Genomic DNA, 23,849 nt, shown 5'->3' with positions numbered 1-23,849 from the left:
GTTTACTTTGGTAGTGAAGGTCCAGTCACGTCCGTTGGCACCACTGTTCACGCCGTTAAGACCATCGTCGAGAGTAAGCAAAGTCTGATTCGCCTTTTGACGGCCCTCAATGTCGACTTTGTGGAGGTGAAAAAACACTCGAAAGAGGCCATTTGGCAATGTCGTTCCCAAACCTTTGAGTATGATGAGGACCGTCTGCCCTGCCAGTTCCATTTCCCTGAAGGCGGGGGCGTTGAGTTTAGAACCCCAGAAGGAATCGTTGTCGAGATGGTCACAGAAAAGCACTCCCGCGCCGACGGTGATGTCGACAAGGGCCGTCCGCGCGAGTGGAAACGCCTCAAAGATTACAGCAATAAGCCCGGCTATGAATGGCTCAAACTTCTCGATGAACGCGATGATGTCACCCAAGTCTGGGTTGATGAACGCCATGAATCCGGCCGCTTTGCCCATCAAGGAATGACCAAAGCTGCTAGAATTGTTGCCAGTATTATTATGACGATTGCCACGGCTGGCGCTGGGGGACCGTTAGCAGCTCTAGGCAATGCTGCTGCAGCAACCATTGGCGGCACCATAGGAGTTATTATTGGGGGGGGGCGATTACCACCACTTTGACCACCTTTGTCACCAATATGGGCATCAATACCATTGAACATCGCGGTCAAACTGACAAAGCCGCCCATGATACTTTTAGTAAAGAAGCCTTAAAAAGTTTAAAGGCCAAGCTTGTCGGTCAAGCATTAGTCGGCGGCGCGGCAATGGGCGGCCTACCGGTAGCAGGGGACGGTTGGGTAGGAGCCTTGCAGCAAAGTTTGGTGGAAAACTTATCAAGTATGGTGGGCCAAGGCATTGTCTATGGTGATTGGCGCCAAGCTGCTAAAGAAGCGGGTACTAACTTGGTGGTCAATACTGCTGCACAAATGGGGGCGCAGGCCATTGGCGGTAAACGCGCCGCTGAGGTCAGTCAAGATTATCAAGCTAAGCAGATTGATATAATCCACTACATCTCTCATAAGGCGATGCATGCGGCCCTGGGCGCTGCCACCCGCGCTGTCCATGCCAAATTATCCGGCGCCAGCTCCAAAGAGATCGAAGACGCAGCCTTAGGTGGAGCTTTAGGGGCTGTCACGGCGGAAGTTGTGGGTGAATTCCTGATGCCGTCTGCTCTTAACCGGATCGCTGGGAAGCTTCGCGAACAAGGACTCACCCCTGGTACCGAAGAGTATGCGGCCCTGAGCAAATCCCTTTATGCTATGGAGAAGGAAGCCATCAAGGCCTATGCTCAGATTGCCGCGGTGATAACCGCTCAAGCCCTTAAAGCGGACGTCGACGCCGCTCATGCTGCTGCCCTTAATGCCGTGCAGCATAATTGCCGCTGGTAATCACTTGGCTAAAATTAAAAGTTTTAAACATCGTCAATTGCACCGCATTAGGCTCATAGGTTGGTGTATATGAGAACAATGGCGAGGTCCCTGTAACAGTATTAAAGGTGCCGTTAATCGGAGTATTGGGGCTCGATAAAACGGTATAGATATAAGGGGTACCCGATTGATAGGCTCCGGGTAAGGGCTGAATCGATAGCGTGCCGCCTAAGGTGGTCGTGCCATCAACAACAATTAAATCCGACTGGCCGGCCGCATCCACCTCACAGGTATAGGTGCCTGAAGGATTATCATAATTGGTTAAAATCCCCATCTGGCCAATGGAATTGCCCGGCGCCACAATACCGGCATTTACTAAGCTATAAACGGTACCATTGCCCGACAACGTGGCGCCAGGGTTAATGGTAACCGGAGAATTGCTGAACGCTCCATTAAGGTTCACCTCCCCGGCATCAATCAGCGTCGGGCCCAAGTGGGAACTGGTGTTGGTTAAGGTCAGGATCCCGGTACCTTGTTTGATAACCCCGCCTGGGCCGAAAAAAGTGCCGTTATACGTGGTATTATTGGATGTACCAGCTCTCAGAGTAGAACTACCCAAATTAACCGTCCCGCCGGTGCCGCTGAGATCCTGAATGGTTTGATTGCCAGCTGAGATGTCGAAGGTGGCCCCTGGGCTTAATTGAACCGCCGAGCTGGTGGCAATGGAGGCACCGGTATCTAAAGTCAATGTCCCGGCATTAATGAGCGTAGCACCGGAATAACCGGCACTTGAACCTGTGAGAATCAGTGTACCGCTGCCGGCCTTGGTTAGGTTATAAGTGCCACTGATGGCCCCATTGCAGGTGAACGTATAGGCTTGCGTATCGATTGATGAATTATTATTGAGTTGGATCGGGACACTGGTCGTTAAAGAATTAGCCGCCGCTTGCAGGGTCCCACCATTTAAGATAAGGGTTCCCGTTCCCAAAGCACTGCTATTACCTACAGCCAGGGTCCCGCTATTTAATAACGTGCCACCGACATAGGTATTAGCGCCATTCAAGATCACTTTATTGGTTCCTTGAATGGTCAGTTGCCCCCCAGTGGACCCCGTATTGCCATAGTCATCGGCAATGGAGCCATTGCTAGTAATATTGCTATTGGTGGAGTCCAGGGTCACCGTCGATCCACCCATCATAAATAGGTCAGATCCCGCGGCTTGTCCGGCTGTAGCACTGCCGCCCCCCGCCGCTCCACCCATCACACTGTTGCTGCTAAAGGTAATAGGTCCTTGCAGAGTTAACGTCCCATTTTTGCGGACAAACAAGGCACCACCAAACCCAGCGCCCCCGCCGCCATAAGCATTAGTTCCTCCAGTTCCACCGCCAAATCCACCACTGCCGCCACTGTTACTGGAACCGCCGCAACCACCACCACCGCCAAAGCCGCCGACGGCACCTGTGGTATGGCTGGAACTGCCACCGCCCCCCCCAAACCCACCTGCGCTGGAAGTGCCAGCGCCACCGCCACCGCCGCCGCCAAAGCCCCCAACACCGGAACCTATACCGCCAGCCCCACCGCCGCCAAAGCCGCCATTTCCTCCATTGCCAGCATAGCTTGCGCCCCCACCGCCGCCAAAGCCGCCGTTCCCCCCTTCACTATTGGTAGTGGTAACCCCGCCGATACCGCCACCGCCGCCGCCGCATGACATGGACGAACCGCCATTCCCCCCCCTACCGTCTGAGCCATTGTAAGCGGTGTAAGCGTTGCTTCCAGCACTAGCCCCGGTTCCCCCACCGCCACCGCCGCCGCCATAATTTCCGCCACTTCCCCCACTGCAGCCGTTTCCTGCATACATATTATTGAATAAAGGGATAATTGCAGGGTTTATAATCTGCCCAATTCCTCTTCCACCAAACCCCCCACCGCCACATCCACCAGTCGAGGAGGTTCCCCCATTACCACCAATACCACCCCCCGCTCCCCCTGCCGTAGCAGAGCTAGAACCATTACCACCAAGCCCTCCCCCACCACCGCCGCCAATCCCCGGACCTCCTGCATTGCCGCCCATACCACCACCCCCACCAGCAGAGTTAATACTATTATTCCCAGCTCTTCCTACCGCCAAACAGTTTGTAAAGGTGACATTATTATAAGTCACAGTCGAATAACCATTAATAAACCCAGCTCCGCCTGCCCCCATACCACCCCCCCCCCCCACCAGAATGCCCAGCTCCCCCCTGAGCGCGCATATTCTGTAACGTCATGTTTTGGATAGTGAGGGTGAAGGAGGTACTGTTATTAGCTGAATCCAAGTCTTGTTTGGTTGTGGAACTTGGGATCTGACTTAAGAAAAACCCGCGATAACTACTGGCGCCATCAATGGTGGTATTGCCATTACCATTAAATGTCCATGTACGGGTCATCGGCGCGCCGCTGGTAGTATAGTTGGAGATCATCGGCAGGTTATTGCCAAGTGTAATTTTGGTCGCTGAGCCAAAGCTGAAATTGATGGCAATACTGCTGTACCCAGAAGCATTAGCCGCCAGGATTGCGCCCCGCAGGTCATACCCGGTACCTGGTGCACCCCCCGATGGGATGATGGGAGATGTGGGGGTATCAGTGCCCACCGTCACTGTATAAGTCTGGGTTGCCAAGGTTAAGGTCGACCAAGAGCAAGACACCAATGCCACCGTCACAACCTTTACAGCAGCCGCACCCCGTGCGATCTGACCTTTATTCACCATACCAACCCCCAAAAAAATAAATTTTATATAAAATTTTAGCTTGCTATAGGAAGATAGAACAAGGAGTTAGTTAATGGAGACCATTCAAAAGTTGGGTTCTGATGGAATATTATGTATATCATACCCAGTAACATAAGCCTTCTACGGTAGGGGAAGTATAAGAGTAGGCCTCTCAAAGTTTATATTGAGAGGCTCTAATGCTACCGTACGAAATAAATTGGGACAAAAGGGAAAAACGAACTCGCATCAGAATGATCTTAATAATCCTGGTATGCCACGCTCTGTTTCCCTCTGATCACAGATTTTACATATAAGCTCTGTGAGTCAAGACAACAATACGTGGGATAACCTGAGCGCCTATAGAAGATTTGTAAAAATTTCTAAATTAACGAAGCAACAACTAATAAGGAATACGCCTATAATTTTGGGGGGAATAATATATATTATTTAACCTTTAAAAGGCAGTGCATAATTAATAGAAAAAATTGTAGCATATAAAGAAATTGCCCCTACAGCAATTGTTTGCATTGAGAGAAAGGCTTATTACAAAACGTGCAGCTTTCTCTATAGATTGGGAAGCAACTTAGCGCAAGAAAAGCAAGCTCTGCTACTGTGGTTGTAAGGAAGTTATAATCACGAATCAAGAAGACGCAAGTGCAGGTTATAACTGCTCATCATTCAAGGGCACCGTCAACTTACCAAAGCAGCAAAGTAAGGATAGAGTAAGGAGAAAATAAATCTGGTATGATTCCGTCATGTCTTTAAGCAAAACTCCTAAACGTCACCGCTTCCCCGTCTCGATCATCAGCCAAGCCGTATGGCTTTATTACCGTTTCAATCATAATTATAGAGATGTTCAGGAACAACTAGCCTTTCGAAGAATTACCCTGAGTCATGAGACAGTCAGGAAATGGTGCATTAAATTCGCTCTTCATTTTAGAGATGTCATCAAGAAGCATGAGAGAGAACCAAGTAATAAATGGCATCTGGATGAAATAGCTCTTAAGATTAATGGAGAGATGTTTGTTTTATGGAGAGCTGTCGATAGCGACAGAAGGGAGCTCGATGTTTTTCCTCAAAAGCGACGCAATAAGAAATCTGCTATCAGATTCCTAAGCCGATTATTGGGAACATACCCAGCCCCAAGGGTTATTGGGACCGACAAACTGAAAAGTTATGTAAAGCCGATCCAATTCATGTGCCGTCAAGCAAATCATAGGATCCACAAGCGGCTTAACAATCGTATTGACAACGCCCATCAACCGACTCGCCGTAAAGAAAAATGCTTGATAAAATTTAAGTCTGCTCTTGGCGTTCAAAGGTTATTGTCCCTGATGGGGAAGGTCCGCAATATCTTTTCAGTGGAAGTTGGTCGGTATGAAATAAAGCACCTGATCAGCGATTTGCTTTCTCTGCCGCCAAGGCTATTTGGCTGGAGGCGGCTCTACAGCTTCTTTGTGTCTAAATTTAACAGTTCCCACCCTCCATCTACCCTTTATTAGTTAAGTTGACGGTGTCTAGTTGAGGGGATATTTCTGACTCATAATTCAATGTATTCACTGAGATGATTGAGATTAATTGGAGCTCTAGCCAGGAAACGGCCAAAAGTGCATTATGATGTTTTTTTATAATAATGAGAGGATTATTTTATCTTCTTACTTCCTCTCCTTTGTCCGCCGAGCCGTGCAGATGGTAAGATAAAAGTGACCAACGTTTGCGTAGATTTTTATTACTCACAGCTACGGCTAAGACTTCTGTCAACATACAAGCATCAGAGCCGAGAAAAGAATAACCCTCTTCCTCTGCCTGTTAACTCTATTTTTTAGGGACAAATACGGGGTGGCGTTGAGTATCATTCCTATCCTTATACCCGGGCGCAGACCATAAAAATATAGCAGCAGGGTTTCTCAATAAGGGCTTTCCGGGGATGTCATACTTTCGTTGACACTGTGCTAGAGCTTCCGCAGGAGTTAAATTTCCTTCTAAATATTCTATAATTGTTTCAAGATAGACTTTATTATTCTTGAATACAGATTTTCTCTTTACCACCTCTCTATACTCTGGGTTCATGGAATTTGAAAATATATGTGAGGTAACTATGACCAAATTCTCGCCCTCTATTTTGCACTTGGTGACATTGGTCTGAGCGTTGGGGTTATGATAGCCGTTCTTCCCAACAAATTTACTAACCTTTCCTTGAAACGCTTCTTCCTCGCAAATTTTTTGCTGTTTTCCGGCGATTATTGTAGCAGGGAGCTCCATGGTAGAGGAAGGTGTAGCAAAGAGTACAAGCATAATTATTAAAGATGTCCTAGTTAAATCCATATGAAAATCCCCTTTTTAATAGAGTAATGCGAAGAAAATTTCCCTATAAAAGGGATATTATAACTTTATATTAATTTAATTTTATTAAAAAGGCGCTATTATTGGCAGTGCTGAGTTACTGCCTTGAGGGAACAGATAAGACTCCGCTTTAAAAAACTCCACACTGCCTATAATGGGCTCTGTTGTAGAAGAAGATAGATGGGGGGTTCAGCCTTCTTTCAAGAATCTGTAAAAACTGGCTCTAGAAACTTTTAGAGTGCTACAGATTTCATTGATACTTAGCGTTTTATCTTGATGTAATTTCTTGGCACTAATTATACGTGGGTCAGGTGGGTTTAAAGGTGGGCGCCCCCCTTTCCTTCCTCTGGCCCGAGCCGCGTTGAGACCCGCCCTAGTCCGCTCTTGAATAAGACGTCGCTCAAACTGAGCCATGGCTGAGAAGATGTTAAATATTAGTTCACCTGAAGCCGTCGTGGTATCAATGGCTCCGTCACATAAATATCGGAACCCTATTTTACGCTCAAATAATGATTGAACTAAGTTAACCAGATGGGACATGAATCGGCCCAACCGATCGAGGCGCCAAACCAGCAAGGCATCACCTGGTTCTAAAATAGCTAAATATTTTTCCAAACCCGGCCAATCAGTTTTGGTGCCCGACGCTTTATCAATAAAAATGGGCGCTGTTATAAAAAGTTTGAGATCTTCCTAGATTAAATAAAAAGCTAGCAGGGTTGCTATGAATGACTTTAAGTGGCGGCACTATCAAGGTGCAATAATCTTAGGTTGTGTAAAGTGGTATTGTAAGTATAGGATTAGCTACCGCGATCTGAAAGAGATGATGATTGAGCGGGGCGTTGAGGTTGACCATATCATCCTATATCGTTGGGTACAGCATTATGCCCCTTTAATATTGAAAAGGTTGAGTTACTATTGGCGCCCCTCTCTTGGCCGTAGCTGGCGGGTTGACGAGACATACATTAAAGTCAAGGGACAATGGAAGCACTTGTACAGAGCCGTTGATAAGCATGGGCGCACTATAGACTTCTATCTACCTTCTAGAAGAAACATCAATGCAGCTAAGTGCTTTCTATCTACAGCTCTCAGGAAGCCTAAAGACTGGGAAATACCAAGTATAATCAATACAGATAAAGCAGCTTCCTATCATGTAGCAACCAAGGAGCTCAAGGAAGAGGGTACTTGCCCACACGAAGAAAAGGTCAGATGAGAGCATGGTACTATGAACAAGGACTCATGGGAGAGGTGCGTCTGGTAGAGAGGCAATTTGGTCTCTATACAGCCTAGTTACATATACTTCCTGCCTCTTTCCTAACCTTTATAACTTTTTGCAACAGCACCGTTTGCTGCTTTGTTAAGTTGATGGTACCTATTTCACTACAAAGTGAATGACCCTAATATATAATTATATTAAAAATTATAAGATTTTTATAAACTAAAAAATTTATTATTTTACCATTGAACTTTTAAAAGAAGGAAATATAGGATAAAAAAGCAAAAACTTAGTTACTGTATAAGGCCATGGCAGAGCTAAAAATCAAACGAATATATCAAGCAGCTGAAAATGAGGATGGGTTGAGAGTTTTGGTTGATGGCCTTTGGCCACGTGGTATTAGCAAAGAAAAATCTCACATTGACTTGTGGCTTAAAGAAGTAGCTCCAAGCTCATTTTTACGGAAATGGTATAATCATGACCCAGAGAAATGGACTGAATTTTGCAACCGCTATAATAAAGAATTAGACTTTAAAAAAGATTATCTCCAACCAATCATCAGATCTCTTAAAGCTCAAAATGTGACTCTTCTTTATGGAGCTAAAGAAGAACGGTTCAACAATGCAGCAGCATTAAAAGAATACATCCGACATTTAAAATAGATAATCTCCATAAAGCAAGCATACTGGAAAAACCTTTCTAAGGCATCTATGCACGTCTCAAAGTTAGCAATGTTGCAACAGAGTCAACAAGAATCTCTGGCCCAAGCTTGTTTTAAGGCTATTGAGGAAGCAATAAAGTTAGGCTCGGATACTGCTTATCATAAAGTTGCATTTAGGAAATGAGGTAATAGTTATCCCTTATTTATTTTAAACCTTTTTGAACTTTATAAATAGATGTAGAATAGCGCCTTAATAAGCTTGATATATAAAACGCTTATTTGCTCAACCTTCTTTTAGAAATCTATAAAAACTAGCTCTGGAAACTTTTAGGGTGCTGCAGATTTCATTGATATTTAGCGTTTTATCTTGATGTAATTTCTTAGCACTAATAATGCGGGGGTCCTTTGGGTTTAAGGGTAGGCGGCCCCCTTTCCTTCCTCTGGCCCGAGCCGCATTGAGACCCGCTCGGGTTCTTTCTTGGATAAGACGTCGCTCAAACTGAGCCATGGCGGAGAAGATGTTAAATATTAATTCACCTGACGCTGTCGTTGTATCAATGGCTCCATCACATAGAGATCAGAAGCCAATTTTACGCTCAAATAAAGATTGAACTAGGTTAACTAGATGGGACATGGATCATCCCAGCCGATCGAGACGCCAAACAAGCAAAGTATCGCCCGGTTCTAAAATTGCTAAACATTTTTCTAAACCGGGTCGGTCAGTTTTGCTGCCCGACGCTTTATCAATAAAAATGAGCTCCTTTTTACAGCCGGCTTTTTTAAGAGCATCTAATTGCAAACTCAGATCTTGCTCGGTGATACTCATCCGAACATAGCCGACCAATCGTCCTAAAGTTTTTTTTCCATAAATTCTTATAAATATATAGGTTTTATGAGTCTAAAGTACTATGAAAAGAAGATCAGTAAACAAGACTTTTTTGTTCTGATATTGTTCACTTTTTAAGGATTGCAAATCATGTCTTATAAAACGGCCCATTTCTAAAAGCTAATCCTCCAATTTTTGAGATAGATTAAGAAAGTTTTTCGCAGGAATTGTCAAATTCAGAAGAGAAATTCACTTATTTCGAAAGAAAAGTTCACGCTCGACTATTCCTTACTTCGTTGAGTATTTTTGCCACATTATGGCTATAATTATAATCTCAAACTTATTGAAGACAGATATTGTTTTGCTTGAGTGCATTTAGAATATTAGGCCACATGCTCCTAGCGATAAGAGATTCTCATTGATAAGCTTGATCTCCTTTGCAAGAAGTGTTTTAAGAATTAGCAGATCAGATCCTAGTTAAAGATAATAAAGAGAGGTCTTCTGTCTTTCACTACTTTCTGCTGGCTATTTCGCATTTTCTCCTAAGAATGCTTCTGTATAAATTTTTCCTTTAAATAATACAAAGTTGAACCCCATAACCTTTTCATCTATATCTTGTTCTTTTTGAACATTATCTATAGCGGCTGATAAAGCATTTATTAAACGGTGATCCTTTTTGACTCCTTCTTGCAGCTCTTGCGAGACATAAAGCCTATATGTTTTTCCATTAATGTTTATCTTATTGCCCTTGTGCAGCCGCTCTTCTTCTAGTTTTCCCTCATCTACCTTTTGTTTTATTTGTGAGGGTTCATATATATCTCCGCTGAAATCTACTTCCATGGAATTCACAGCAGCAATCTCTCCTAAGAAAACTACAATAAGCCTTTTTGTCAATTTATTCATCTGGGCCTCCTAACAATAATTTTATTATCAATAACGTAGAGTATGGTAATTATTAAATTTAACAAATTTACGTATAAAGTTGACCTCTACTGAAGCGAGCTTACTATAGATTTCAGGTTTATCAAGTTATCATTAATATCAAAAATTCTCTCACTACCCCAATCAACTCCGACAAGGCGGCAAAGCCTTTGAACCTCATTATTGTTTACTAACCTGCATTGTAAGACTGGCCCTCCACTCATTCCGGGATAAGTGGGATAATCTGAGGTGAATTCACTATTAAAAAGATTTCTTATATCAGTAGGATCCCCATTAGTATCGGGGTCATTCTTATAGGATCTCCTCTCAAGTACAAGTGCTGTGGTAGACTGAAGAGGGACAGGTGCGGTAAGATTTGTTACCACCGCAAAATTCTTCTGCAATTCTGCTTGAGGCTCCGAAGCTCTGCCAATTACAAATATTCTGTTGATTCCATTATTTGTCAGGGTGAAATCTCCCTGAAAACCTGTAAGAGTGGGTAGCTGTGTATCATTTCTCCCTGCCGGGAAATTAGGAATGTTATTATTAAAGAGTGCTTCTTTAAGCGTCTGGCTCCCTACAGAACGTGCGCTAATAGCAGCCATGCTGTAGTCTGGATGCCTATAAGGATTATCATTATTTTGTGAATAGGCATCTAATTGGTTTTGAGCAATACGTTGCTGAGTATTCTGGTCTCTATAAATATGTTGCACCTGAAAAGCAAAGTCATCAGTAAGTGGCAAACCATAAGGGATGAAATAGATAGTATTTATTTGTTCTCCGGAAAAACCATGGAGGCACGTATGGATGTGATAAATGCCATTATCTGCTGCTTGGCCTTCTAAATACACTTGCCCTGCCATTAGCATTCCAGTAAATAAAGGGATATAGCGCCCTCTTACATCTCTATGGGCAAAGGTACCGCACAAAGATCTTGCTTTTACCACATCATCATTTTCAAAATTATTATCATTTATAAAGTTAGGATTGTGCGTGAAAATATCTTTGAACCTGAAGAACTCGCGCAGATTAAGTTTTCTTTGCCAGGTTCGTGCATTATCTGTAGTAAGTAAGTCAATTTTGGGAGTACCAAGAAGCCCCAACCAGTTAACAGGGTTATGCGGGTGATTTAAGTAGAATCTTACAATATTTCGACGATCAAGTTCTGGATATTGGCCAAACGAGTCAATTAAGAAATCAGCAACAGTTATGATGCCTCGATGTAGTTCCTGTAATCTCCAGGACCCTTCAGAAATTTGACGCCATGCTTGAGTGTGATCTTGCAGGCTCGGTAAATTACCGTATACTGGTTTTATAATTGATAAAAAAGCTAAGCTTGATAATTAAGCTTGATAATAAGATACTTATTTTCATGCTCTCCTACCTCTCTCAACCATAAAGATAACTGAGCCTTAGTAAAAAAATAATGAACGGAGAAGCTTATTCTAAGAAATGAGAGGCTTGCTGTGAAAGCAATACTGTGGGGTCGATAGAAATAATTAACTAAGATCTTATTTTATCCTCTCTTCTGCTCTAATAGCTTTTGAGCATCCTGTCGAAGGTCTCCTTGTGGGCCAACATGGCGATAAATGGTTTGGCGAGTAATGCCAAGTTCCTCACAGAGCTCAGCTATATTCGTTTCGGGCTTGCCCATGGCTGCTTGAGCTAGACGCAGTTTAGCGACTGTCATTTTATGTTTCCTGCCTCCCTTGCGTCCCCGTGCACGAGCTGCTGCTAAGCCTGCTTTTGTTCTTTCCGAAATCAGCTCGCGCTTATACTCAGCCAGAGCATCAAAAATACTAAAGATAAGGCGGCCTGCCAAGGCTGTGGTGTCGATACAGCTCTTTGGCCAGTCAAGACCTTAAGATCAACATTACGGGATTGCAGCTCATGGACAATATTAATAAGGTGCTGTAGATTTCTACCCAATCGATCCAGTTTCCAGATCACCAGCATATCTCCTTCTCAAAGAGATTTTAGGCAGGCTGTTAAGCCGGGCCGTTCGTCCAATTTACCACTGGCATAATCTTCATAAAGAGAATTTGCTTCCACTCCAGCATCTAACAGCGCATCTTTTTGCAAGTCGAGTACCTGCGACCCGTCTACTTTGGAAACGCGCATATAGTCAATCAGCATAAAACCCACCTACTTTAAATAAGCTTTTAAATATTTATTACTATCTTATTCAGGCTTTTCTTGCTGAAGCTGTTGCTTAACTTTTTCTAGGATTTCCTTGTTCTCAAAAATCCACTTTTCTGAAAAAGGGATCTCCGTATAAGGAGTTAAGATCAATTGTCCATTTTCTCCTTTTCTAACCCGGTAGCTACTGACTCCTTGAGATAATTCTCCCAAGCTAATTCTCCCTTTCGAATCTGGCCGTAAAACAATCTCTTCCATTTTGCTTTTTTCTCTTTGTATCTTTGTTTATTTTATAAAGCATAAAATCCTTTTAAACAAGACAGCAGAGTTTTAAAATGGGATAATTAGCAAAAGATAAAAAGTACTTTAATAATAATTCCCACTTAAAAGACCAAAACACTTCATCATAAAGACGATCGTTCAAGTGATAAAAATTCTAATCGGGTGTCGTAAAACATATGTTTGACGTCATTCCACCCTATACCTCTTACCCTAGAGCCAAAAGATTTAAAAAACTATATGAAAAACCTAGCCGTTTTGATAGAATGTAGGAAAATGCACAAATAAGGGTTTTTCGGATGCTCATTGGCTATATGCGGGTGTCTTCAGAAGGTGATCGCCAGACAACTGACCTCCAACGCGATGCTCTCCTCCAAGCAGGAGTCGATCCTCGGCATATTTTTGAAGACAAAGCCAGTGGGGCAAAAGATAAACGCCCCGGTTTACAAAAAGCTTTAGAATTTCTCCAATCGGGAGATTGCCTAATTGTTTGGAAGCTTGATCGCTTAGGCCGTTCATTAACCCATCTTCTTGACATTATTACCACCCTGCACAAAAAAGGCATTTCCTTCCGCTCTTTAACAGAGCAAATGGATACGACGACGCCTCATGGAGAATTACTTTTTAGCCTTTTCGGAGCCCTAGCTCAATATGAAAGAGCTTTAACGCGCGAAAGAGTAATAGCGGGTTTAGAATCAGCTAAAAGACGAGGACGGCGTGGTGGAAGGCCGAGAGTCATTGACGATGAAAAAATGGAAGCGATCTTAGAGGCCCTAAAAGGGGGGACCAGTAAAGCTGCCATTTGCCGCAACTTTAACGTCAAGCGGGCTACCTTATACGATGCGCTTGGCCGTCACTCTGCTTAACTGGCACCATACTCTGTTAATAAGACTCGATAATTCTCAGCTTTAAATTTTCTATTGTGCCTTGCAGTTTTTTCTAAAAGTCCCTCTTTTAACTTTGCCTGAGATCTTCATTTCTATTTTTATAAATTAGCTAATTCTTAATTGACTTAAGAGTTCTAACTTTGAACACTCTCTTTTCTCTATTCATAGAAAGACCTCTTAAGCATTTCCTTATTCTTTCTAAGCCATTGGATAATTATCATTTTTAGCTAGATCTTCCCATTGTTTACGTGACACAGATTCTTTTAGGGGCGATATTCGGGTGAGAGTATGGGGAGTGTTGCATTTAGCAGCTAAGTAAGGGTAATAGCCTTTAACAAGACTCATAAGGATAGATTTTGGAATGAGGAGTGATTTTTGGAAACGCCGTTTTAGTGGCTTAATCATCTTACAGTGTATGCGTTGGTATTTGCGCTATATCAGATCAATACGGTCCGTTTGCTATTAAAACGATTCCTGCTACAGCGCATGAAGCCCCCTATATTCTAGAGGGGCTAACCATGAATGATACTGGTAAACGCATCAAAGAACATTATGCGGATACCGGCGGTTTCACAGATCATGTGTTTGCCATGTGTGCCTTGTTAGGTTATCAATTTGCGCCAAGATTACGCAACTTATCATCGCTGAATCTTTATGGCATGCAAGGCATAAACCTACCAAAGGTAATGCGAGAGCTGATCAAAGCAAAAATCAATATTGCCCGTATAGAGAACCAATGGCCAGATATTATCCGCTTGATTGCCAGCATCATAACACACCGTGTTGTGCCAAGTGAGATACTTCGCCAACTGGCATCCTTTCCACGCCAAAATGAGTTGGCGATTGCACTTCGCGAAATAGGACGTATGGAGCGCACCATTTTTATCCGTAGTTGGATCAGTTCCGTTTCCATGCAGCGTCGCACACAGATGGGACTTAACAAAGGAGAATCACATCATGCTCTTAAACGTGCCCTAAACTTCAACCGTAGAGGCGAAATCACTGATCGCACATCAGAAAACCAGCATTTACGAATGATGCACCTCAACTTGCTTGCTGCCATCATCATCTATTGGAATACTAAACATCTAGGTCGTATTATTCATGATATGCGACAGAATGGAATAATCATACCACCAAGTCAATTGGCACATCTCTCGCCTCTTGGATGGGAACATATCATCCTTACAGGGTACTATAGATGGTGATCATTTATCCTTAACGTAGTTCCCTGCACTTTCCCGCAAACTAGCCCAGAAAATCTCAAGTGCTAGGTTAGTCAGATGATCGTCCTGGTTTTCCAGAAACTGGGGTAGTTTCTTTCTCAGACATCCTATCCCTTGAGGAGCGACGAGCTCTTCATTAAAATGCCTACTTTTTTTACGTAGAGACTTATTTTTTTGACTATTAAAAAGAGACAAAACCGTTATAGGAAAATATTGTTAATTAAATAAATTTCTTAGGCAAGTATTATAATAAAAAATGGCTGAATTTCCTATATTATGAACAGAAAGTATATTATTTTATCCTCCTAAATTACAGCATTCTTGTGCCCATAGCATAGATGATCTTCAAGGTTTTTAATAGTTTTCAAACCCATTGAAATTAATAAATATATAATAATAAGAATAGGTAAGAAGCGCTCGCCTGAAGAAGCAACCTATTTTTTGTTTATAGAAAAAGTTTGTTCTAATATTAGGTGACTTGAGAAATACCTTCAGTGAAGAGCATTACGAAACTTCTTCCAATGGCAAAAGAGATCCAGGAGGATCTGTTGCATTTATAACCTAACAGTAGTTTTATGTCAAATTTCTTATAATAAGGGCATTTGAAAAAAGCTTATTAATTAATAGAAATACACCTTTGGCAATACAAACACACAAGATAACTACTTAAAATTTTAAGATGCAACAGACTGAATATATACTAAATATAAGGAGCAGTATGGCAAGCACATCCATATTTCAGCACATAAAAAGAATTCCTTCCCAACTTTGGATATTAGGAATTGCTGGGGCGCTACTTAATATATCAGCTGCAATGATTTTCACTATTTCTGGCCCTTTCATGAAAGATGTTTTGAAACAAAGCTCCATTATTATTGGAAGCCTTGAAGGCATTGTAGAGCTTGCCTCTTGGAGCACCTGTCTTGTTTCTGGGATTCTGAGCGATTATTTAAGAAACCGAAAAACATTCATGATCCTAGGATATATTACAGTAATTTTAAGTCGGCCTCTTTTAGCATTGGCAACCAATGTTTATATTTTTTTATTGGGTAGGTCCCTGGATCGAATTGGTAGGGGTTTACAAGCTACTCCTAGAGAGGCATTAGTGGCTGACATCTCCCCCAGTGAACTTAGAGGTACATTCTTTGGTTTGAGACATTCTTTGGGAATGGTAGGCTCAATAATGGGGGCATTTCTTGTATTTTATGTTCTTAAAATCTCCCAATATAATTACAGATTAATATTCTGGATCTCATCTATTCCTGCTTTGTTAGCCGTTTTATTTTTAATTTTATACGTTCGCGAGGTAAAGCAGCCAGAAAATAAAAGCGTGAGAATCTCTTTAAATCCTAAAGAAGCTCTAGCCCTGGGTAAAAGATATTGGTCTTTTATCATGGTAAGTGTTTTTTTTATGTTATGCAGAAGTAGCGAAGTTTTTATAACGCTCAGGGCTTTAGAATGTGGCATGGCTAAAGAATTAGTCCCTTTTATTATGGTGATTTGTAATCTCTCTGAACTTGCCATATCCTATCCTATTGGAAAACTATCCGATTATATTGGGCGCCCTATATGCATTGGAATAGCTATTCTTTTATTGTCTCTTGCTAACTTTCTTATAAGCATTGCAGGCAGAGAAGAAATAATTTTCCTAGCAGCTTTATTATGGGGTATACAGCGAGGGATTGGTCATAGCATTTTTTTGCCTTGGATTGCCGATATAGCATTGCTTCCTCTTCGAGCAACCGCTTACGGGGCTTTCTACCTTATAAGTGGGATAGCTCTATTCCTATCTAATTTAATAGCAGGTATAATTATTTATCATACTAGCTATGAAGTTCTTTATACCGGCTATTGTTTCTTAGGTATTTTTCCCTTAGCTAGCCTTATATTTTTCTGTAAGAAAGAGGATTGGGGAGTATTAAGACGTGGATAATTTAGCAGCAAAATAAGCTATAGCCATGGTTAATGGCATTGTTCCAGAGGGTAATTTAAAAGACAAATTTGTGAGAGGAAAAAATTTATAGAGGCCTTCTCATTTTGCTCATCACCTAGGCCTTACAAACAAGGCTAAAATTTAGGAAATTAAGCAAGCACGAAAAGCTCAATATAAGGTTATGAATTGGTCAAAATATAATAAAAGTCTTTAAAAAAGAGTATATTTAAGCTCTAGAAGCTATCCGGAAAAGTGTTATTTGAATTTAATTTAGAAAAAATGTGTGGCAATAGTATTTTTGAGTAAAACCCTAACCACCACACAAGAGAATGATAAAGATAACAGATGAAAATTGGAAGCACCTTGAAGTGTTTTTTTGTCCTGTCACCAAAAGGGGGCGACTCCTTAAGTGGTCAAATCGACTGATACTGGAGGCTATCTTGTATGTATTGTCCAACGGACTGAAATGGAAAGATATGCCGCCCCACTATCCACCTCGCTCGACTGTCTATAGTCGCTTTTGTCACTGGGCCGATCAGGGCTTATTTATAGGAATGCGAGATACGCTGTTAGAGATTTTTTATGAGCACAAACAAAAGCGACCCACTTGTTTTATTGATGGAACATTTGTTCGTGCTGTGTGGGGCGGCGATGATATTGGTCTGACCAAGATTGGCAAACAGAGCAAAGTTATAGTTATTGTCGATGATAAATCGATCCCCGTTGCCGCCATTGCCACCTCCGCTCAGCCGCATGAAATCTCTCTTGTAGAAGAAACCTTACAAGATTGTCCCATTGCCGATAGAATCACACATTTGGTAGGAGATAGAGCTTATGATAGCGATCCTCACGATAAGGCTCTCAAAGATAAAGGAATTCACTTGATTGCTCCGCACAAGAGGAGCAGAAAAAATAAAACCCAAGATGGACGAGCTTTAAGAAGATATAGCAAGCGCTGGGTTGTCGAGCGCTTCTTTGCTTGGATGAAGCCGGCTTGCCGATTGCTAATCAGATTTGATAAAAAGATCAGTGTCTTCCAAGCTTTTCTTGATCTCTTTTCTGCTATCACTATTTATAGAAAGCTCACTTCGTGATTTTTCGGATAGGTTCTACTTTCCTAAAATAGAGCTGCCTCTTTTATGGAAAAGGTTTCTAGCAGAATCGAAAACCCAATAAAATGAGGAAATTATTAGTGGCTTTCTTTTTGAACCTCTAGAATTTGTTTGGTAGCCTCATACCCTCAAAAATAGGATTATTTCATCTAAACTAAGCACGTTCCTGCTAAACAAAGCAATGCATGTTTTGGCCTCTCAATCAAGGTAAGAGTGTTCAAGGTAAAGCACTTAAGATCCCTTGGATAAATTCAACCCTAATTTAACCTTTTAAAAATACTTAATTCCTCTACTACTAATCATAGTATTAATAATAATTAGGAAGCTATAATGCGGGATGATAACTTCATTAAAATTGACGTAGGTAATAAGATTGAATTTGAGCCAGGCATAACATCAAAGAACATTATGGTAAATGTACATAATGGGATTGTTACTTTAAGCGGAAGCGTCAGTAATTATTATCAGAAATCTTTAGCTGAGCGAGCTGCTAAGAATGTTCAAGGAGTAAAAGGAATTGTAGAGGAACTGCAAGTTAATTTAGGAGAGTCTTTTAAGCGTAGCGATGAAGAAATCGCCGAAGCTGCTATAAGAGCTATAGATTGGGATGCTACAATCCCATCAGGCAGAGTAACAATCACAGTGGAACATGGTATTATAACTCTTACTGGTGATGTTGAGTACCAATATCAGCGCGAAAGAGCCTCTCAAGATGTGAAATATATATACGGTGTAAAAAATGTTGTTAATAATATTACCCTAAAGCCCACCCTCACTATTAATCCTGATCAAGTTGCAAGCAAAATTTTAAGTGAATTTCAACGCAACGCCATCATTGATGCTCGGAATATACGAGTTAAGACAGATGGAAGTAAAATTATACTAAAAGGGAATCTGCATTCTTGGGCAGAATATGATGAAGCGTCCCATGCTGCGTGGTCTATACCGGGGGTTACTCAGGTGGATATGAGAGAGGTTACCATAAGTTACCCAAACTATACTTAGGAAGTAGATGAAGGCGTATAGCACACTATCTAAGTCCTAAAGTAAACAATAGCCCTCACTTAAAAGTAAATATAAGCCTGGACTTACTATAAGGAAGGACTAGGCATTTAAGCGAACGCACATGAATATTCTTTGTTATATAATTCTATGTTTTCTGGGGGAGCGTATGCCTAATCAAGCTGATTTGTATGTAAGAGAACGAGAATTAATGGTTAAAACTCAGATTGAAGCAAGAAATATACGTGATAAAGAAGTTTTAAAAGCTCTTAGAGAGGTTCCTCGCCATCTCTTTGTGCCAGAAAATATAAGATATCTTGCTTATAATGATTCTGCACTTCCTATTGGCTATGGTCAGACTATTTCACAGCCATATATTGTTAGCTTTATGAGTGAGGCAGCTAGAATTAAATCAACGGACAGAGTCTTAGAAATTGGTACCGGCTGTGGTTATCAAGCAGCAATTCTCTCTAAGTTATGTCAAGAGGTTTATACGATTGAAATCGTAGAACCTCTAGCAAGGGAAGCTCAAAGTGTTATCAAACAACTGGGATATACTAATATTAAAGTACGCATAGGAAATGGATATGAAGGATGGGCTGAAGCAGCCCCATTTGATGCTATTATAGCAACAGCTTCACCTGAGCATATACCTAGAGCTCTTTTAAACCAGCTAAAGCTAGGAGGCAGACTTATTATACCCGTAGGAGAATTTGGTCAGCAAGATCTTCTTAGGATCACGAAAACAGAAGCAGGTATGGAAGAAGAATACCTTTTACCTGTCCGTTTTGTGCCAATGACAGGAAAAGAACAAAAAACTCACTAGGATGAACACCTATGGTTCTCCTCTCATACTATCTGGGCACGCTAATAAATATAGTAGCTTTTGGGTTTATTGATAATGAATTGGATAAAACAGGTCTGAAAAAAGAGCGACTTGGTGAGCTAAGAACAAAAATCAGATAACCAAGTATACTTGTGTATCCTAGCAATAAATCTTTTTATCTGGCTATGTAGTAGGGATTTTTGACATATTCTCAAATTATTGGAAATAAATCTGTAACATATTTAATCAGTTACATAATAGGCTCAAAAGCCATAACAAATAAGGAAAGCAGGGAGAGAATACAAAATGCGAGATTATATTTTTGCAAGTGAATCTGTCTCTGATGGCCATCCTGATAAGCTCTGTGATATTATTTCAGATAGCCTCCTCGATACTTTTCTAAGCAAAAACCCATTAGTTCATACAGCTATTGAAACTGTAGTAACAAAAAATACTGTCTTAATTTTTGGCGAAACTTCAGGTGCTAATCTTTCTATACAAAAAACTGATAACCTTGTGAGAAACATTATCAAGGATATTGGTTACGAGCAAAGGCACTTTAACTGGAAGACTCTAAAAATTAAGAATTACTTACATGAGCAATCAAGAGACATTGTACGAGGCATAGGAAGTGAAGGAGCTGGTGATCAAGGGATTATGTTTGGCTATGCTTGCTCTGATACAGAGAGCTTTATGCCAGCTCCAATATATTATGCGCATCAAATCTTAAAAAACTTAAAATTCCATCGTTCTTCTAATTTAAAAAACATTCTTGGCCCTGATGCGAAGTGCCAAGTTGCAATTCGATATGTGAACGATAAACCAGTGCAAAGCCACTCAATCGTCGTATCAACACAACATCATCCTGATTATACAATAAGCCAGATTCGGGAAATAATTCGCCCTATTATATTTGATAGTCTCCCAAACGGATGGATGTGCGAAGAAGATTATTTATATATTAATCCTGCCGGACGTTTTGTTATAGGAGGGCCTGAAGCTGATACTGGCTTAACTGGAAGAAAAATTATTGTTGATACTTATGGAGGAGCTGCGCCTCATGGAGGAGGAGCTTTTTCCGGAAAGGACCCTTCAAAAGTAGATCGTTCGGCTGCTTATATGGCTCGTTATTTAGCAAAGAATATTGTAGCTGCTGGTTTAGCGAAAAAATGTACATTACAGCTCTCATATGCAATAGGCTTAAGGTATCCACTATCTCTTTATATTGATATGCATGGTACAGGAAAGATAGAAGAAGCTTGCTTGGCTTCTTCTATCCAAAAGCATTTTGATCTTTCACCACTAGGCATTAGAAAATATCTTAATCTTAATTCACCTATCTACACACGCACAGCTAGCTATGGACATTTTGGACGGGAGCCAGATAAAGAGGGCGGTTTTAAATGGGAAAGGGTTGACCTAATTCCATTTTCGAATTTATTACAAATTTAGTGAGCTTTTTAAATTTATCGAGATAGGATGATGATTTTACTAGATAGTAGTCAGTTGAAAACCAAAATTTACTAACATTCTTCATCATAGAAACGGGCATTCTTGTGAGAAGTACTTGTATAACTAGTATTTTAGAACCTATCTGAAAAATCATGAGGTGAGCTTCCTATAGATAGTAATAGCAGAAAAGAGATCAAGAAAAGCTTGGAAGACACTGATCTTTTTATCAAATCTGATCAGCAATCTGCGAGCTGGTTTCATCCAAGCAAAGAAGCGCTCGACAACCCAACGCTTGCTAGATGGTTCCGTTGCAAATTCTTGAGAAGTTGTTAGGTTATGGGTAAATTATCTAATAAATGGTCACTGCAATGAAACCTAAAGAGTTCAGATATCGACATTTCCTTCCCGAAGTTATCTTGCAATGCTTACGCTGGTACTTACGTTATCCCCTCAGCTATCGTCATAAAGTGGTAGACCTTTATAATCTTTTGTCTACTTATTCTGAGAGTTCTACTCTTCAGAAAGAGATATAGTTGAGTTTAAGTGTACTTCTTAGTCTGCTGCAATCTCTGTTATTTTTAAAAGATACCCTTATTAAGAGAGCAAGTACACTTATTTAAGAGATCTGCAGTCAGCGCCTCATCTTTAAAAAGTAAGAAAGAATCTTTAACTTATATTGCAAATTATAAGTTTGAGAGATAATCGTATTCCTCTTCAGTCTTATCTTTTAAATAATTGTACCTCTCTACTGCCAATTGGTTGCCATTATCTGCCAAAGACTTAATTTGTGCTCTTGCCAAACTGTAATTTTTAGGAAGGCCAAAGGTGCCATCCAGAGGCGCAGAAGCTAGTTCAAGCTGAGCTTCTTCATGCCCCATTGCAGCTGCTTCCTGGCAAAGCAAATAGGCAATATGAGGGTTTTTCTCGAGCTGATAATAATCGGCGGTTCTATTATAAGCATCACTTAATTTATAAATGCTATCCCTATGGCCTTGGGCTGCAGCTTTATGCAGGAGTTCTTTAGCTAGACGTTGACTGTTTTCATCTTCTTCAAAACAGAGGCCGGTAGCAACTTTATATTGAGCGTCTGCATGACCAGCCTTTGCTACATTAATCAAGGTATCAAAACTGTCCTTAAATTTATCATAAAGAGTATTTAAAATTATTACCTCAAAGATATTGATTGATGTAGGTTTATACTTTCTAAAAAGTTCGTTAAGCTCAGGAGAATGAAACTGCTGAATATTGGGAATCCAGCTTAGTTTATCTCGAAGCTCCTCCTCAGAAGTATCCATGAAAAATTGTTTAAGTGAAGGTGATATGTTTAAATGCTCTTCTAGAAAAACAAAACGAGAGGCGTATTGGAGACTTTCTTCCTTTTCTCTCTGCATTGCTGAACAGAATTGACTAGAAGCAAAGATTAGAAAAGAAAGTGTTAGTCTTATTAGATTAGGGAATCTCATTTTTTTCTCCTCCTTATTTATTGGTTATCCCGTTAAATTAAATATACCAATTGGCTAAACTCTAAAACTGGGTGATCTGTTTTATCTTTTGGCTACGAGGGATAGCGTCAAAATGCTTTTTAAAAAAGTCATAAATGTAAATATTTTTAATTAACACCATATTTTCACAGTTAATATTTTTTTGCACGTTTGTAGATAGCCCTGCCGACCCAATTATAACCCATTTTTCTTGATTATGTCGCTTGAGAATTACTAGAAGTTTATCATGCAGATAAGCCTCGTTCTCTTTCAGTTCTACAGCTGAAAAATTAAAAGAGAGGGGCTTGCGCCTTGCTGCAAAATACTCCTTCTGCTCTTGGATATCAAGTACTGCCTTTTTAGCTAAAGGATATTTCAGGTTTTCACTATCAAGCCTCATATTGATAGTAGCTCCTTGGCGTGCTTCTTCAACCAACGTACGAATAATGTCGGAGCCAGGGTTAATTCCTCGACTGATAAGAAACATACTGATGTCGATTTGTTCAGATCTTTTAATGGTATTTATAATAGAGTTTGGTATGTGAATTATTGGGGCAAACCAAAGGTTAATAGGGTTATTCCTTCTTCCATTAAATTCTGATAACTCTTGTCGAAGTGATAAGTAACGAGAATTTTGCTCAGAGCTTGCGCACGTAAGATATTCATAATAGTGGAGAAAAATCCTGTTAATAGTAGGATCTAAAATAAAGACAAAGGATTCAATATTGGAGTTGAACGCTTTATAAGTTGCATTTGGGGAACCGGTGATGGTTCCCATATCGTCAATCAGGTAAAATTTATTATGCATTCTTCCTTCAGAAGGGATAACTTGACGAAATTCAATTTGAGGAGATTTTTTAAACTCTTCTAATACACTACCTATTACATTTTCACCCCAAATGACATGCACGCGCAAATCAGGATTATTTTGACATAAACTAGCGAGCCTTTGCGCAAGGGGCAAGCTTGTAATTCTATCGGAAGCAACCACAATTCTACTTTGAGCACGACTTAAAAAAGAAATTATTTTGTCTCCTATACTTGGAAATGAAATTTCGGAAGAAAATGGAATGATCAGAATTTTGGGGTCTTTAAAGGACTGGCATTTCAAGATCTCCTGGGTAATAAGGGTGTCATATTTTTTAGATAACAGGCGAGCATTACCTAAGTCTTCATTATTCAAAAATGAAAGGACATGAACTTGAACCTCCTCTGCAAGGTTATCTAAGGAGAACTCTAGAGGCCGGATTTCACCTTCTTCTATTTCATGCAAAGGATCTGCTGAAAGGACATTTAGACCTTTAAGAGTAAATAAAAATGCAATAAAAGATAATTTTAACATAAATATATTTCTCTAATATTCTAAATAAATATTGTAATATTTTTTATCACAAACAAAGGGCGTCCACTATTTATTTGTGCATAAATTTTTGCCCTTGAACA

At 40.7% G+C, this 23,849-nt stretch carries 19 protein-coding genes and 4 pseudogenes; 12 read left to right on the top strand and 11 right to left on the bottom strand.

Features of this window, described 5'->3' with window-relative positions; all coding sequences use genetic code 11:
• The first annotated feature begins 126 nt into the window (after nucleotides 1-126).
• A complete protein-coding gene (locus tag HMO_RS0109275) occupies nucleotides 127-612 on the top strand; it encodes a hypothetical protein (protein WP_175282107.1) in 486 nt (161 codons plus the stop codon).
• Nucleotides 609-1,379 (top strand): hypothetical protein, encoded by a 771-nt coding sequence (locus HMO_RS0109270; protein WP_010301910.1) that lies wholly within the window; start codon nucleotides 609-611, stop codon nucleotides 1,377-1,379. The genes HMO_RS0109275 and HMO_RS0109270 overlap by 4 nt, the downstream gene beginning before the upstream one ends.
• Here the strand turns inward: HMO_RS0109270 and HMO_RS17580 are convergent.
• Together HMO_RS17580 and HMO_RS0109260 are read right to left on the bottom strand one after the other, a co-directional pair.
• Nucleotides 1,348-3,561, bottom strand: a complete 2,214-nt coding sequence (locus HMO_RS17580) for an autotransporter-associated beta strand repeat-containing protein (protein ID WP_010301908.1) — start codon at nucleotides 3,559-3,561, stop codon at nucleotides 1,348-1,350. The genes HMO_RS0109270 and HMO_RS17580 overlap by 32 nt on opposite strands.
• Nucleotides 3,533-4,105: a hypothetical protein gene (locus HMO_RS0109260; protein ID WP_010301905.1), complete on the bottom strand. Its 573-nt coding sequence runs from the start codon at nucleotides 4,103-4,105 to the stop codon at nucleotides 3,533-3,535. Before HMO_RS0109260 ends, HMO_RS17580 begins: the two co-directional genes overlap by 29 nt.
• Nucleotides 4,106-4,860: 755 nt before the next feature.
• On the opposite strand from HMO_RS0109260, the gene HMO_RS14545 reads away from it, so the two are divergent.
• A complete protein-coding gene (locus tag HMO_RS14545) occupies nucleotides 4,861-5,607 on the top strand; it encodes an IS6 family transposase (RefSeq protein ID WP_010301903.1) in 747 nt (248 codons plus the stop codon).
• A 313-nt stretch (nucleotides 5,608-5,920) separates the two neighbouring features.
• On the opposite strand, the gene HMO_RS0109250 is transcribed toward HMO_RS14545, so the two are convergent.
• Nucleotides 5,921-6,430, bottom strand: a complete 510-nt coding sequence (locus HMO_RS0109250; RefSeq protein ID WP_010301900.1) for a hypothetical protein — start codon at nucleotides 6,428-6,430, stop codon at nucleotides 5,921-5,923.
• 207 nt (nucleotides 6,431-6,637) lie between these two features.
• On the bottom strand, nucleotides 6,638-7,102 hold the full coding sequence (locus HMO_RS14540) for a recombinase family protein (protein WP_075261240.1): 465 nt from the start codon (nucleotides 7,100-7,102) through the stop codon (nucleotides 6,638-6,640).
• Nucleotides 7,103-7,169: 67 nt separating this feature from the next.
• Here HMO_RS14540 and HMO_RS14535 point away from each other — a divergent pair.
• Nucleotides 7,170-7,637: pseudogene (locus tag HMO_RS14535) on the top strand (IS6 family transposase); the annotation flags it as partial.
• A gap of 332 nt (nucleotides 7,638-7,969) precedes the next feature.
• A complete protein-coding gene (locus tag HMO_RS0109235; protein ID WP_010301893.1) occupies nucleotides 7,970-8,323 on the top strand; it encodes a DUF488 domain-containing protein in 354 nt (117 codons plus the stop codon).
• A 282-nt stretch (nucleotides 8,324-8,605) separates the two neighbouring features.
• On the opposite strand, the pseudogene HMO_RS15245 reads toward HMO_RS0109235, so the two are convergent.
• From HMO_RS15245 to HMO_RS0109205, 5 genes and pseudogenes are all read right to left on the bottom strand, one after another.
• Nucleotides 8,606-9,148, bottom strand: a pseudogene (locus tag HMO_RS15245) (recombinase family protein).
• A gap of 525 nt (nucleotides 9,149-9,673) precedes the next feature.
• On the bottom strand, nucleotides 9,674-10,051 hold the full coding sequence (locus HMO_RS0109220) for a hypothetical protein (RefSeq protein ID WP_010301890.1): 378 nt from the start codon (nucleotides 10,049-10,051) through the stop codon (nucleotides 9,674-9,676).
• Nucleotides 10,052-10,137: 86 nt separating this feature from the next.
• Entirely contained in the window at nucleotides 10,138-11,172 is a 1,035-nt protein-coding gene (locus tag HMO_RS0109215; RefSeq protein ID WP_010301887.1) for a hypothetical protein, read from the bottom strand.
• 413 nt (nucleotides 11,173-11,585) lie between these two features.
• Nucleotides 11,586-12,205 (bottom strand): annotated as a pseudogene (locus HMO_RS15240) (recombinase family protein).
• Between the two features lie 45 nt (nucleotides 12,206-12,250).
• Nucleotides 12,251-12,466: a hypothetical protein gene (locus HMO_RS0109205; RefSeq protein ID WP_010301878.1), complete on the bottom strand. Its 216-nt coding sequence runs from the start codon at nucleotides 12,464-12,466 to the stop codon at nucleotides 12,251-12,253.
• Nucleotides 12,467-12,786: 320 nt separating this feature from the next.
• Between HMO_RS0109205 and HMO_RS0109200 the strand changes: the two genes are divergently transcribed.
• From HMO_RS0109200 to metK, 7 genes and pseudogenes are all read left to right on the top strand, one after another.
• Nucleotides 12,787-13,353, top strand: coding sequence for a recombinase family protein (locus HMO_RS0109200; RefSeq protein WP_010301873.1), 567 nt, complete (start codon nucleotides 12,787-12,789; stop codon nucleotides 13,351-13,353).
• 455 nt (nucleotides 13,354-13,808) lie between these two features.
• Nucleotides 13,809-14,582 (top strand): annotated as a pseudogene (locus HMO_RS0109195) (Tn3 family transposase); the annotation flags it as partial.
• 736 nt (nucleotides 14,583-15,318) lie between these two features.
• Nucleotides 15,319-16,533, top strand: a complete 1,215-nt coding sequence (locus HMO_RS0109185; RefSeq protein WP_010301864.1) for an MFS transporter — start codon at nucleotides 15,319-15,321, stop codon at nucleotides 16,531-16,533.
• A 329-nt stretch (nucleotides 16,534-16,862) separates the two neighbouring features.
• Nucleotides 16,863-17,627, top strand: coding sequence for an IS5 family transposase (locus HMO_RS0109180; protein WP_083821280.1), 765 nt, complete (start codon nucleotides 16,863-16,865; stop codon nucleotides 17,625-17,627).
• A gap of 348 nt (nucleotides 17,628-17,975) precedes the next feature.
• Entirely contained in the window at nucleotides 17,976-18,650 is a 675-nt protein-coding gene (locus HMO_RS0109175; protein ID WP_010301854.1) for a BON domain-containing protein, read from the top strand.
• A 121-nt stretch (nucleotides 18,651-18,771) separates the two neighbouring features.
• A complete protein-coding gene (locus HMO_RS0109170) occupies nucleotides 18,772-19,473 on the top strand; it encodes a protein-L-isoaspartate(D-aspartate) O-methyltransferase (protein WP_010301851.1) in 702 nt (233 codons plus the stop codon).
• 306 nt (nucleotides 19,474-19,779) lie between these two features.
• Nucleotides 19,780-20,925, top strand: coding sequence for a methionine adenosyltransferase (gene metK / locus HMO_RS0109160; protein WP_010301842.1), 1,146 nt, complete (start codon nucleotides 19,780-19,782; stop codon nucleotides 20,923-20,925).
• A 683-nt stretch (nucleotides 20,926-21,608) separates the two neighbouring features.
• On the opposite strand, the gene HMO_RS0109155 is transcribed toward metK, so the two are convergent.
• Both HMO_RS0109155 and HMO_RS0109150 read right to left on the bottom strand, forming a co-directional pair.
• On the bottom strand, nucleotides 21,609-22,388 hold the full coding sequence (locus HMO_RS0109155; protein ID WP_010301839.1) for a tetratricopeptide repeat protein: 780 nt from the start codon (nucleotides 22,386-22,388) through the stop codon (nucleotides 21,609-21,611).
• A 61-nt stretch (nucleotides 22,389-22,449) separates the two neighbouring features.
• Nucleotides 22,450-23,748, bottom strand: coding sequence for a phospholipase D-like domain-containing protein (locus HMO_RS0109150; protein ID WP_010301835.1), 1,299 nt, complete (start codon nucleotides 23,746-23,748; stop codon nucleotides 22,450-22,452).
• Nucleotides 23,749-23,849 lie beyond the last annotated feature (101 nt).

The organism is Candidatus Odyssella thessalonicensis L13 (assembly GCF_000190415.1).
Classification (GTDB): domain Bacteria; phylum Pseudomonadota; class Alphaproteobacteria; order Paracaedibacterales; family Paracaedibacteraceae; genus Paracaedibacter; species Paracaedibacter thessalonicensis.
The sequence above is the reverse complement of the archived record's forward strand: the minus strand, read 5'-3'. Positions and strand labels throughout refer to the sequence as shown.

Excerpts from the sequence above, each read along its gene's own strand:
- HMO_RS0109260 (WP_010301905.1), bottom strand. The coding sequence starts at position 4,105 with ATGGTGAATAAAGGTCAGATCGCACGGGGTGCGGCTGCTGTAAAGGTT.
- HMO_RS0109205 (WP_010301878.1), bottom strand. The coding sequence starts at position 12,466 with ATGGAAGAGATTGTTTTACGGCCAGATTCGAAAGGGAGAATTAGCTTG.
- HMO_RS0109150 (WP_010301835.1), bottom strand. The coding sequence starts at position 23,748 with ATGTTAAAATTATCTTTTATTGCATTTTTATTTACTCTTAAAGGTCTA.
- HMO_RS0109155 (WP_010301839.1), bottom strand. The coding sequence starts at position 22,388 with ATGAGATTCCCTAATCTAATAAGACTAACACTTTCTTTTCTAATCTTT.
- metK (WP_010301842.1), top strand. The coding sequence starts at position 19,780 with ATGCGAGATTATATTTTTGCAAGTGAATCTGTCTCTGATGGCCATCCT.
- HMO_RS0109185 (WP_010301864.1), top strand. The coding sequence starts at position 15,319 with ATGGCAAGCACATCCATATTTCAGCACATAAAAAGAATTCCTTCCCAA.
- HMO_RS17580 (WP_010301908.1), bottom strand. The coding sequence starts at position 3,561 with ATGGGGGCAGGCGGAGCTGGGTTTATTAATGGTTATTCGACTGTGACT.
- HMO_RS0109220 (WP_010301890.1), bottom strand. The coding sequence starts at position 10,051 with ATGAATAAATTGACAAAAAGGCTTATTGTAGTTTTCTTAGGAGAGATT.
- HMO_RS14545 (WP_010301903.1), top strand. The coding sequence starts at position 4,861 with ATGTCTTTAAGCAAAACTCCTAAACGTCACCGCTTCCCCGTCTCGATC.
- HMO_RS0109175 (WP_010301854.1), top strand. The coding sequence starts at position 17,976 with ATGCGGGATGATAACTTCATTAAAATTGACGTAGGTAATAAGATTGAA.
- HMO_RS0109180 (WP_083821280.1), top strand. The coding sequence starts at position 16,863 with ATGATAAAGATAACAGATGAAAATTGGAAGCACCTTGAAGTGTTTTTT.
- HMO_RS0109170 (WP_010301851.1), top strand. The coding sequence starts at position 18,772 with ATGAATATTCTTTGTTATATAATTCTATGTTTTCTGGGGGAGCGTATG.
- HMO_RS0109200 (WP_010301873.1), top strand. The coding sequence starts at position 12,787 with ATGCTCATTGGCTATATGCGGGTGTCTTCAGAAGGTGATCGCCAGACA.
- HMO_RS0109250 (WP_010301900.1), bottom strand. The coding sequence starts at position 6,430 with ATGGATTTAACTAGGACATCTTTAATAATTATGCTTGTACTCTTTGCT.
- HMO_RS0109235 (WP_010301893.1), top strand. The coding sequence starts at position 7,970 with ATGGCAGAGCTAAAAATCAAACGAATATATCAAGCAGCTGAAAATGAG.